This is a genomic window from Flavobacterium sp. Sr18 (assembly GCF_011064265.1).
Classification (GTDB): Bacteria; Bacteroidota; Bacteroidia; order Flavobacteriales; family Flavobacteriaceae; genus Flavobacterium; species Flavobacterium petrolei.
In genome coordinates this window covers 2528290-2540703 of the sequence record NZ_CP049329.1, presented here as the reverse complement: position 1 = coordinate 2540703, position 12414 = coordinate 2528290, and the positions used below count along the sequence as shown (strand labels likewise).

The following is a 12414-nucleotide window of genomic DNA, read 5'->3' as shown; positions in this document are numbered from 1 at the left end:
GTTGTTCTATTTAATTGTAAATTTCTCCTGAAGTTTGAGGATGAACACTGATTATTTTTTAATATTCATTCCGTTTAATATTTCTTTTATTTTGTTGACACTTTGCATTTCATTATAAATCGCATCGTAATCTTCCTTTTCTAATAATTCTTTAAACTTTGATAAATTCGAAATGTATTCGTCCAATGTTTTTACAACCTGTTTCCTGTTTTGTTTAAAAATTGGCGTCCACATCGCTGGGGAACTTTTGGCCAAACGAACCGTACTTTCAAAACCGGAACCTGCCATATCAAAAATATCCTGCTCGTCTTTCTCTTTATTAATTACCGTTTTTCCCAGCATAAAGGCACTGATATGCGACAAATGCGACACGTAAGCAATGTGTTTATCGTGTGATTTCGGATCCATATAACGAATTCTCATCCCCATTGCCTTAAATAAATCCAACGCTTTTTCTTGTAATTTGAAAGTAGTTTTTTCCACCTCACAAATAATATTTGTCTTCCCTTGAAACAATCCTTTTATCGCTGCCGAAGGTCCAGAAAACTCCGTTCCTGCAATAGGATGTGTTGCTATAAAATTTCTCCTTTTAGGATGGCTAGCAACTACTTCACAAATAGGAATTTTGGTAGAACCCACTTCAAAAACGATACTATTATCGCCAATAACATCTAATACTTTTGGCAAAACAACCAGCGCTACATCAACAGGAACCGAAACGATTACAAAATCAGCATCGGCTAAATCTTCAAATGTGGCACCAGCATCCACAACTCCTAAAGTTATGGCTTCCGCCAAATGACTTTCGTTAGTATCAATCCCATAAATTTTGGCCTCCGGATGCAGCGTTTTAATGTCCAATGCCATCGAACCGCCTATTAATCCAATTCCTATTACAAATACTTTCATTTCTTGTTTTTTTGTAGCTAATCCTGCTATTCGTTTCAATCTTTTACTTTTAAAGAAAAAGTAAAAGGATTTCCACTGCTATCAGGGCTAGGGTTTCTCGTTTTTTTAGAATTTTTATTTGTTAGTTACAAGGTTTTGAAAACCTTGCAAGAAAATCTGAAATCTAAAATCGTTAATCAGCAATCTAAAATCTATTTATCGCTTCTTGTACTTTTTCTTCTTTTACACAAAGTGCAAATCGTATGTATCCTTCTCCATTAGAGCCAAAAATGGTTCCCGGCGTAATGAAAATGGATTTATCATATAAAATTTCATCAATGAATTTCTCTGCTGATGTAATTCCATCCGGCAATTTTGCCCAAACAAATAATCCAACACCTTCTTTATACACTTTACAGCCTAATTTTTCTGCCAGTTGTTCGGTAAGAATTCTGCGTTTTTTATAAATCGCATTCATCGATTCAAACCAAGTTTTGTCACTTTTCAAAGCTGCAATTGCTCCCTTTTGAATCCCGTAAAACATTCCGCTATCCATGTTGCTTTTCACTTTTAGAACTGCATCGATACAAGCTACATTTCCCAGAAGCATTCCCACTCTCCAGCCCGCCATGTTGAAAGTCTTGCTCAAAGAATTCAATTCTAAAACCACATCTTTTGCGCCTTCCACTTGCAATAAACTCATTGGATTGTCATTCAAAACAAAACTGTACGGATTATCATTAACCAACAAAATATTATGTTTCTTGGCGAAAGCCACCAACTTTTCAAACAATTCCAAACTTCCTCTTGCTCCTGTTGGCATGTGCGGATAACCAATCCACATTATTTTAACTTTCGATAGATCCAGTTTTTCCAAAGCTTCAAAATCCGGTTCCCAATTATTATTTTCTTTTAAATCATAATAAACTGGAACTGCTCCTACTAAATTAGTCACCGAAGTGTATGTTGGATATCCTGGATTTGGAATCAGTACCTGATCACCTTCATTCAAGAAAGCCAGCGAAATATGCATAATTCCCTCTTTGGAACCCATCAAAGGCAAGATTTCGTTAGCCGGATTCAACGCAACTCCGTAATTATTTTTGTAAAAATCAGCCATGCCTTGACGCAATTCTGGTAATCCTTGATAACTTTGGTATTGATGCGCATTTTCATCTTGCATTGCCAGAACTACTGCATCAATTACTGCTTGTGACGGTTGTAAATCCGGACTTCCAATTCCCATATTAATAATTGGTTTCCCTTCAGAAGCCAGTTGTCTTACTTCTCTCAATTTTGATGAGAAATAATATTCTTCAATTATATCGAGACGTTTCGCTGTAGTAATCATGTTTAAATTTTAAGATTCTTTTGACTTTGTAACTTTGTAGCTTTCGACTAATTATAATTTTGTGTTTTTATATTCGCCTAACACTTTGAAATACTCCGCCATAATGATCAATAATGACTTTGCTTTTGCATAATCTTCGTATTTCTCGAAAGTAACATCCACAAAAAACGAATATTTCCAAGGTGTTTCTATTTTTGGTAACGACTGAATTTTGGTTAAATTCAATTTACAATCGCTCATTACATTTAGTACTGCAGCCAAACTGCCACGTTTGTGATCCAATTCGAATTTAATGGACGCTCTGTTTATTTCGTTTTCCGGGACAAAAGAATTGTCCTTTTTGATAATCACAAAACGAGTCATATTGTTTTTAATCGTTTGAATTTCAGGAGCTAAAATCTCTAAATCATACATTTCCGAAGCGGTTTTACTGGCGATTGCAGCAATTCCTTTCAACTGTTTTTCCTGAATTCTACGTGCCGTTTCAGCAGTATCTTTGTCTTCGACTAATTTTATGTTTGGGTATTTTTTCAGGAATTCCATACATTGTAAAATAGCCATAGGATGCGAATGTACTTCTTGAATATCCTCTATTTTTTGACCTTTTAAAGCCATTAAATTTTGATGAATTCTTAAATAATGTTCTCCTATTATGTGCAAATTATTTTTGTCAATCAATGCATAATTCGGAATAATTGGGCCTGCAATAGAATTTTCTATCGCCATAACTGCCTGATCTGATTTGCCTGAAAGCAGGTTATCCACTAATTCTTCAAAAGACAAACATTCATCGACAGCAACTGCCTGACTGAAATATTCTTGAGCCACCTGATGGTGAAAAGAACCCGTTATCCCTTGTATTCCAATTATTTCATTCATTTTTACATCTTTTTAAGCAAAAAAAAATCCCGATTTTCATCGGGATTGTATATTTATAGTATCAATTTAATTTCATAATCAAATAACCATACAACAATCCCTTTCTACTTTCCAGAAGAAATAATAAGAATTGCTAAAATAAAATCGGTTACTCAACATCTTGTTGCTTTTTTGTATTAATTACTCTGCGAATGTATACATAATTTCCAGCTAACCCAAAAAAAAAGCTTCTTTTATTGAACAAAAAAGAGATTCGCTAAAAAACTGGTTATTAATTATGTAATAATTAAAAAAAGGCTTTTAAAATATTTTTTAATCAGCGTGTCTTTATAATTTTCAGCAATTGAAATATTCTTTTTCCTGAATTTCACCCTTAAAAACAAACCTAAATTACGCCACTAATTTTTCAGTAAGCCATTTTTTCCCTTCCGAAATTCGAGTTACCATCATTGCCGATACTAAATCACCATTTGCATTCAGCAGCGTCGCCATTGGATCAACCAAGGTTCCCACAATCATTGCGGCTGGCAAAGCCTGCTCCATAGGAAATCCATAAACGGTTATCGCCAGAATTTCTCCTATATAACCTCCATTTGGAATTCCGCCTTCAACTACCGAAACAATAACTGTAATTCCCAATGCCGTCAATAAGGTACTGGGGTCTGTGAAGTCTTTACCAAACATGGCAAAAATTACTGCAATTTTTATAATTGACGACATACTCGATCCGTCTTTATGCAACGGTGCTCCCAGTGGAATAACTACATTCCTGATGTGAGTCGGAATATTCATTTTTTCAGCACCTTCCAGATTGGCAGGAATTGTCGCAATGCTGCTGCAGGTTCCCAATGCTGTTAAGGAAGGCGTAATATTGTTTTTCCAAAATACTTTAAATCCTAATTTTCCTCCAGCTATAAAAGCGTACAAACTAAAAAACACGACAAAGTAAAAAGCGCAAACTGCATAATAAAGTCCCAAAGGTTTTGCGTAAGCGCCAAATAATTGCGGTCCAAATATCCCAACCTGATACGCAAAATAAGCACCCAATCCTATTGGAGCCGTCTTCATAATAATGTGTAACAATTGTTTCATCACTTCATTGCCTGAATTCAAGAATCTACTAAAATCTTTCCCTTTTTCGCCCGATTGCAAACTGGCAAATCCTATTAAAAACGAGAATATGATGAGCGCCAACATGCTTTTTCGAGAAAGTAGCTCATAAAAATCTCCCGCTGTAAGCAACTGGGTAATTTGTGAACCTGTGGTGCTTTCCTGAATAGTTTCTAATGGGATTTTAGAAATGATAATATCTTGCTGAATGGGAAATAACAACACACCAACTAGCATCAAAATAGCAGAAATCAGTACTGTACTTAAAAATACGCCAATGACAATGACAAACAATTTTCCTAGTTTCTCTGATTTTTCTAAATTAGCAATCGAAGAAGCGATCGTAAAAAAAATCAACGGGATAATTGCTGTAAACAATAAATTCAGAAATATATCGCCCAAAGGCTTAATCACCTCTACGCCTTTTCCAAAAACTAAACCCAAAATGCTACCTGCCAGAATTCCGCCAAGTAGCAATAAAATACTTTTGTAATTTTTCAAGAAACTGCCCGACTGTGTATTTTTCAAATTCATATTTATATAGTTTAGGGTAAATATATAAATCTAAAATAGAATATCATCCCGCTTTGTAAAACTTTGACTTAGGTCTTTTTAGCTATTGAGCTACAAAAAACAATAAATCAATGTTTTTTCTGTTTACTTTTGCAACAAATAAAATTCCATGTCAATAGAAGTAAATAACATATCAAAAAGTTACGGTGCCCAAAAAGCATTGGATAACATTTCATTTTCTATAAAAAAAGGAGAAATCGTTGGTTTTTTAGGTCCAAATGGAGCCGGAAAATCAACTTTAATGAAGATATTGACAACCTACATCAATGCCGATGAAGGGACTGCAATTGTAAATGGAAATGATGTAAACACTCAACAGAAAGCAGTGCAACTTTCTATTGGCTACCTTCCGGAACACAATCCGTTGTATTTGGATTTGTATGTGAGGGAATATTTGGCTTTTAATGCTGATGTCTATAAAGTAGCCAAATCCAGAATCGAAGAAGTAATTCAACTGACCGGTTTAAGTACCGAAAGTCATAAAAAAATAGGGCAATTATCTAAAGGATACCGCCAGCGCGTAGGTCTTGCCAACGCTTTGTTGCACAATCCAGATGTTTTGATTTTGGATGAACCAACTACCGGTTTAGACCCGAATCAACTAATGGAAATTCGTAATGTGATTAAGAACGTGGGAAAAGACAAAACTGTTTTCCTTTCCACACACATTATGCAGGAAGTCGAAGCCATTTGCGACCGCGTTATTATCATCAATAACGGTAAAATTGTTACTGACAAAAAACTAGACAATTTAATTTCTGAAGACAAGGAGCAAGTTATCGAAGTAGAATTTGATTATAAAATAGAGGAACAATTAATTGCTAAAATCGAAAATCTTGTCTCTTTTAAAAACACGCATGACATGATTTGGGAATTAACTTTCAAAGCGGACAAAGACATGCGCCCTGCAGTTTTTGATTTTGCTAATGCCAATGGATTGAAAACACTTCAACTGAATCAGAAAAATAAAAATTTGGAGGCAGTATTTAGAGAGATTACGAAGTAGTTTACAACTAAAAAAGCTCGTTTAAATCCAATTTTAAACGAGCTTTTTTTATGAAATACGATTAAAAATTAAAAAATCTTACTCGCAATTTGTTTAATATTTTCTGATTTTCCCATTGAATAATAGTGTAAAACTGGAACTCCGGCAGCTTTCAATTCTAAAGATTGTTGAATCGCCCATTCAATTCCTACTTGTCTGATATCTGCATTATTCTTACATTGATCAACTGCATGAATTAAATCTTCCGGCAAATCGATTCGGAAAATTTGTGGCAATACTTGCAAATGTCTTTGTACCGCAATTGGTTTAATTCCTGGAATAATAGGAACTGTAATTCCCATTTCTCTGGCTTTGGATACAAATTCAAAGTATTTTGCATTGTCAAAAAACATTTGTGTCACCACATAATCAGCTCCTGCATCCACTTTTTCTTTCAGTCTTTTCAAATCTGAAATTAAAGAGGGAGATTCTAAATGTTTCTCCGGATATCCCGCAACACCAATACAAAAATTAGCTTTGTTATCAACATCCATCACGTCATGCAGGTACTTTCCGCAATTCAATTGGTTAATTTGTTTGACCAAATCAACTGCAAAATCATTCCCTCCTAATTTAGGAACAAAAGACTGTTCGTCCTTCATCGCATCGCCACGCAAAGCCATCACATTATCAATTCCCAGATAATGACAATCGACTAATAAATATTCGGTTTCTTCTTTGGTAAAACCACCGCAAAGCACATGAGGAACTGTATCCACATTATATTTATGCTTGATTGAAGCACAAATTCCAAGAGTTCCAGGACGCATTCTGGTCAGTTTTTTTTCCAATAATCCATTCCCTTTATCGACATAAATAAACTCTTCGCGAGAAGTGGTTACATCTATAAATGGCGGTTTGAACTCCATCAACGGATCAATATTATCGTATAATTCCTGAATGCTTTTCCCTTTTTGAGGCGGAATAATTTCGAAGGAGAACAACGTTTCTCCTTTTGCAGCTTCTATATGTTGTGTTACTTTCATTTTCTTTAGTTTGAAGTTTAAGGTTTAAGGTTTAAGGTTCTCTCGAATAACTTTAAACTTTAAACTTTAAACAAAATTTCAACTTTAAACTATTTCTAATCCGCAATATTCGGGTTCAACCATTTCGTAGCCACTTCGGTCGAAACGCTTCTTCTTTTGGCGTAATCAATAACTTGGTCTTCTTTTATTTTTCCAAGTCCAAAATACTTACTTTCTGGGTTTCCAAAATAATATCCAGAAACCGATGAAGCCGGCCACATCGCCATACTTTCCGTTAAAGTCACTCCTATTTCTTGTTCTACATTTAGTAATTTCCAAATCGTTGGCTTTTCTAAATGGTCAGGACAAGCCGGATAACCCGGTGCTGGGCGAATTCCTTTATAAACCTCTTCAATCATAGCCTCAGTAGATAAATTTTCATCAGCAGCGTATCCCCAAATTTCCTTTCGGATTTTTTCGTGAAGGTATTCGGCAAAAGCTTCTGCAAAACGATCCGCCAATGCTTTCACCATAATCGAATTATAATCGTCTAAATCTTTTTCGAATTCAGCCGCCCATTCATCCACACCAAAACCGGTCGTTACACAAAACGCACCCATATAATCCGTTTTACCACAGTCTTTCGGAGCAATAAAATCCGACAGTGCAATATTTGGAGCACCTTTGGTTTTTTGTGATTGCTGACGCAGAGTCAAGAATTTCTCTAATACAGTTCCACTTTCATCGCTCAATTCAATATCATCATCATTTACTTGATTTGCAGGAAAGATTCCGTAAATTCCTTTGGCAGTCAATTTCTTTTCTTTCAAAATAACTTCCAACATTTCCTTTGCATCCGCAAAAACTGAAGTAGCTTGTTCCCCTACAACATTGTCAGTAAGAATCGCTGGATATTTCCCGAACAATTCCCAGGTTCTAAAAAACGGTGTCCAATCAATGTACGGAACCAAAACATCCAAATCAACTTCGATAGTTTTTGTTCCAATAAAATTAGGTTTCATTGGATTGTAGTTTTCCCAATCTAATTTAAGTTTATTAACACGAGCTTGCTCAATTGTCAAGAAATTTTTGTCGCGTGAACGATTTAAAAATGTTTCTCTAAAAGCATCATATTCTGCTCTGATGTCACTTGCATAAATTTTCTTTTCACTATTCAATAAATTTCCAGCAACCGTTACGGCTCTTGAAGCATCATTTACGTGAATTACAGTCGATTTATATTGTGGAGCAATTTTCACGGCAGTGTGCGCTCGTGAAGTCGTTGCTCCACCAATCATCACCGGAATTTTTATATTTCTTTTGTCTAATTCTTTAGCCAAATAAACCATTTCGTCAAGCGAAGGTGTTATCAATCCGCTCAAACCAATAATATCAACGTTGTGCTCTATTGCGGCAGCGATGATTTTCTCGGGAGCGACCATGACACCTAAATCGATGATTTCATAATTGTTACAAGCCAAAACAACTGAAACAATATTTTTTCCAATATCGTGCACATCTCCTTTTACAGTAGCCATTAAGATACGGCCTGCAAAACTCGAAACACCATCTTTTTCGGCTTCAATAAACGGCAATAAATAAGCTACCGCTTTCTTCATTACACGAGCAGATTTCACCACTTGTGGCAAAAACATTTTTCCCGAACCAAATAAATCCCCAACAACATTCATTCCTGCCATTAAGTTGATTTCGATTACTTCGATAGGTTTTGTTGCTGCAAGTCTAGCTTCTTCAACATCTATTTCTATAAATTCATCAACGCCTTTTACTAACGAGTGCGTCAATCGTTCCTGAATAGTTCCCGAACGCCATTCCTGAACTGCTTTTTCATTACTCTTTACGTCTCCCTTTACATTTTCTGCAAAGTCCAACAAACGTTCCGTTGCATCATCGCGTCTGTTTAAAATTACATCCTCAACACGTTCTAACAAATCTTTTGGAATTTCGTCGTAGATAGAAAGCATTTCAGGATTCACGATTCCCATAGTCATACCATGCTGAATCGCATGGTACAAAAACACTGAGTGCATCGCTTCCCGAACCGTGTCATTTCCTCTAAACGAAAACGAAACATTACTCACGCCACCGCTAATGTGCGCATGAGGAAGATTTTCTCTAACCCATTTGGTTCCTCTAAAGAAATCCAACGCATTCAAGCGGTGTTCTTCCATTCCTGTTGCCACTGGAAATATGTTTAAATCGAAAATGATGTCTTGCGGAGGAAAACCAACTTTGTTTACCAAAATATCATACGAACGTTGGCAAATTTCAACTCTACGTTCGTAATTATCAGCTTGTCCAGTTTCATCAAATGCCATTATAATAGCAGCAGCTCCGTAGCGCTTAATCAATTTAGCATGATGGATGAATTGTTCTTCCCCTTCTTTTAAAGAAATAGAATTCACAACACTCTTTCCTTGCACCACTTTTAAACCCGCTTCGATGATATCCCATTTCGAGCTGTCAATCATGATTGGAACTCTGGAAATATCAGGTTCTGCAGCAATCAAATTCAGGAATTTTGTCATGGCATATTCGCCATCGAGCATTCCTTCATCCATATTAATATCGATGATTTGCGCGCCACCTTCCACTTGCTCTTTGGCAATACTGAGTGCTTCTTCGTATTTTTCTTCCTTGATTAATCGAAGGAATTTTCTAGAACCTGTTACATTTGTACGTTCACCAATATTCACAAATACGCTTTCCGGCGTAATGATTAAAGGCTCTAATCCCGATAAAACAAGGTTTCTTCTAGTTTCTGCTTGTGCCATTTTTATTTTGTTTGATCCTTCACGATTTCAGCAAACGTTCAGGTTTCGTATATCTTATTATTATTTTGGGCGTGACCCAAAAAGGGTCGGGCTATTCGTTGCAAGTCCTCGTCTCGTCCGAAAAGACGAGACTGTGGGCTTTTCACTGCTATCCCTCACGCGGGCATTCTTGGTTACATCGTCGCTGTCGAAACTCTGGGCTTGTACTCCTTAGCGATATCAGCAATTAACTTAATATGTTCTGGCGTTGTTCCGCAACAACCGCCTATGATATTGACTAAATTATCGTCTAAATATTCTTTGATGAAAGCTTGCATTTGCTCTGGTGTTTCATCATACTCTCCAAAAGCGTTTGGCAATCCTGCATTAGGATGCGCCGAAACATTGAATGAAGTATTTTGTGACAACGTTTGCAAATAGGGTTTCAGCAAATCAGCTCCCAAGGCACAATTGAAACCAACACTTAGCAATGGAATGTGAGAAACCGAAACCAAAAAAGCTTCTACAGTTTGACCGGAAAGTGTTCTTCCTGATGCATCTGTAATTGTTCCTGAAACCATGATTGGAATATCGATATTACGTTCGTCTTTGACTTCTTCGATGGCGAAAAGTGCGGCCTTTGCATTTAACGTGTCGAAAATAGTTTCTACTAAAAGTAAATCACTTCCTCCGTCAATTAAGGCTTCTACTTGTTGTTTGTAAGCAATACGCAAATCATCGAAAGTTACGGCTCTGTAACCCGGATCGTTTACATCTGGCGACATGCTTGCCGTTCTGTTTGTTGGTCCTATTGAACCCGCAACAAAACGAGGTTTGTCCGGATTTTTGGCTGTAAATTCATCAGCTACTTCACGAGCAATTCGTGCTGATTCATAGTTGAGTTCATATACCAAATCTTCGAGATGGTAATCGGCCATTCCGATAGTGGTTCCAGAAAAAGTATTGGTTTCAACGATATCTGCTCCAGCTTCAAAATAAGCTGCGTGAACAGCACGAATCGCTTGGGGTTGTGTCAGTGACAATAAATCGTTATTTCCTTTTAAGGAATGTGGAAAATCTTTGAAACGTTCGCCTCGAAAATCTTCTTCGGAAAAATTGTAACGTTGCAACATGGTTCCCATAGCTCCATCGAGTACGAGTATGTTTTTTTTAATGGCTTCTTGAATTGTTGACATCTTTTGTTTTATTCTCGCAAAACACTAAGTATTAAGCGCTTATTATTAATTACAAAAGTTCACTATTTAAGCTCTTTAGCCCCGATTACTTCACTTAATTTCTATTCTCATAGGAGTTCAGTGAACTTTGTTTGCAGTGAAAATCCTTTCTCGTCCTGAACTTGTTTCAGGATCCTGAAACAAGTTCAGGACGAGAAAGATTGCAACGGAAAGCGGGAACGGTATTGGCAAAAAAACGCCAATTGTTCGCTCCTGATACTGAAATTAATTCAGCAGGCTAAAAAAATATATGTTGTCAAGAAAAGGTTTGAGAAATACTAAGTGAGTATTCGTGTGTTATCTATCTTAGATACTGAAACTGTTCAGTACAAAGTAGAATGTAGCACCTTCTTTAAAGATAAAGGGTTGCTAAGGTTTCATTGGGTCTTTCCCTCCGCCTTTCGTGATAACTTTCAATAAATATAGGAACAGTGCAAAGTAAAGACAAAGCGCTAATACTTGCAAGTATTAGCGCTTAATTTTTTAACTAGTTTGGGCTAAGTTGTTAAACTATTGCTTTCACCACGGCTTTTGGAGCTTCTTTACGAGTTCCGTCGAATCCGTCAACACCGGAAACTGTAGTGTATTTCAATACATATCTCTTACCTGGATTGATAATTTGGTAGGCTGCCTGACACATTAATGTTGCTTCGTGGAAACCACAAAGAATCAATTTTAATTTTCCAGGATAGGTATTAACGTCACCAATGGCAAAAATTCCTGGAATATTGGTTTGGTAATCTAAAGCGTTGTTTACTTTGATGGCGTTCTTTTCGATTTCTAATCCCCAGTCGCCGATAGGACCTAACTTTGGCGTAAGACCAAAAAGCGGAATAAAATAATCGGTTTCGATGGTGCGTTGTGCGCCATTTTCTTCGACTACTACTGCCTCAAGATGCTCAGCTCCTTTTAAACCTACTACTTCTCCAGGGGTAATCATTTTTATTTTACCGGAATTTTTCAATTCCTGTACTTTTTCTACAGAATCTAAAGCACCCCTGAATTCGTTTCTACGGTGAATCAAAGTCACTTCAGAAGCTACATTCGACAAGAAAATACTCCAGTCCAAAGCTGAATCTCCTCCTCCAGCGATTACAACTTTTTTATCTCTGAATTTCTCTGGATTTTTGATAAAGTATTTAATTCCTTTATCTTCATAAAATTCGATATCTTCGATTAATGGTTTTCTTGGTTCAAAACTTCCTAATCCACCCGCAATAGCTACTACAGGTGCATGGAATTTTTTTCCTTTATTAGAAGTTACAATAAAAGTTCCGTCTTCTTGCTTTTCAATGGTTTCAGCACGTTCACCAAGGGTAAATCCCGGTTCGAATTGCTTGATTTGCTCCATTAGATTATCTACTAAATCTCCCGCTAATACTTCAGGAAATCCTGGAATATCATAAATAGGTTTTTTAGGATATAATTCAGATAATTGTCCGCCCGCTTGTGGCAAAGCATCCAAAATATGACATTTTAATTTTAACAATCCTGCTTCAAAAACTGCAAATAAACCCGTAGGTCCCGCTCCTATTATAAGTATATCTGTTTTAATCATTTTTTTATTATTTATGTAATGTAATTGTGCTTAACT

General features: G+C 36.4%; 9 protein-coding genes and 1 riboswitch. Of the genes, 1 reads left to right on the top strand and 8 read right to left on the bottom strand.

Going from position 1 to position 12414, the window contains the following annotated elements; translation table 11 throughout:
- Positions 1–51 precede the first annotated feature (51 nt).
- The 4 genes from G7A72_RS11185 to G7A72_RS11170 form a co-directional block, all read right to left on the bottom strand.
- Positions 52–909, bottom strand: coding sequence for a prephenate dehydrogenase (locus tag G7A72_RS11185; RefSeq protein ID WP_165153741.1), 858 nt, complete (start codon positions 907–909; stop codon positions 52–54).
- 184 nt (positions 910–1093) lie between these two features.
- Positions 1094–2239 (bottom strand): pyridoxal phosphate-dependent aminotransferase, encoded by a 1146-nt coding sequence (locus G7A72_RS11180; RefSeq protein ID WP_165152546.1) that lies wholly within the window; start codon positions 2237–2239, stop codon positions 1094–1096.
- Between the two features lie 51 nt (positions 2240–2290).
- Positions 2291–3118: a prephenate dehydratase gene (locus G7A72_RS11175; protein ID WP_113664364.1), complete on the bottom strand. Its 828-nt coding sequence runs from the start codon at positions 3116–3118 to the stop codon at positions 2291–2293.
- 390 nt (positions 3119–3508) lie between these two features.
- Complete coding sequence (locus tag G7A72_RS11170) at positions 3509–4762, bottom strand: dicarboxylate/amino acid:cation symporter (protein WP_165152545.1); 1254 nt, start codon at positions 4760–4762, stop codon at positions 3509–3511.
- Between the two features lie 148 nt (positions 4763–4910).
- Here G7A72_RS11170 and gldA point away from each other — a divergent pair, with 148 nt between their 5' ends.
- The gene (gldA, locus tag G7A72_RS11165; protein ID WP_165152544.1) at positions 4911–5807 is read left to right on the top strand and encodes a gliding motility-associated ABC transporter ATP-binding subunit GldA; all 897 of its coding nucleotides are present in this window, start codon (positions 4911–4913) and stop codon (positions 5805–5807) included.
- Between the two features lie 68 nt (positions 5808–5875).
- Here the strand turns inward: gldA and metF are convergent, their stop codons facing one another.
- The 4 genes from metF to G7A72_RS11145 form a co-directional block, all read right to left on the bottom strand.
- Positions 5876–6832 carry a methylenetetrahydrofolate reductase [NAD(P)H] gene (gene metF / locus G7A72_RS11160; protein ID WP_165152543.1) on the bottom strand — a complete coding sequence of 319 codons (957 nt, stop codon included), beginning with the start codon at positions 6830–6832 and terminating at the stop codon, positions 5876–5878.
- A gap of 95 nt (positions 6833–6927) precedes the next feature.
- A complete protein-coding gene (metH, locus tag G7A72_RS11155) occupies positions 6928–9606 on the bottom strand; it encodes a methionine synthase (protein ID WP_165152542.1) in 2679 nt (892 codons plus the stop codon).
- Between the two features lie 173 nt (positions 9607–9779).
- The gene (locus G7A72_RS11150) at positions 9780–10781 is read right to left on the bottom strand and encodes a homocysteine S-methyltransferase family protein (protein WP_165152540.1); all 1002 of its coding nucleotides are present in this window, start codon (positions 10779–10781) and stop codon (positions 9780–9782) included.
- 333 nt (positions 10782–11114) lie between these two features.
- Positions 11115–11233, bottom strand: a riboswitch (SAM riboswitch).
- A 92-nt stretch (positions 11234–11325) separates the two neighbouring features.
- Complete coding sequence (locus tag G7A72_RS11145) at positions 11326–12378, bottom strand: NAD(P)/FAD-dependent oxidoreductase (protein ID WP_165152539.1); 1053 nt, start codon at positions 12376–12378, stop codon at positions 11326–11328.
- Positions 12379–12414: the final 36 nt, after the last annotated feature.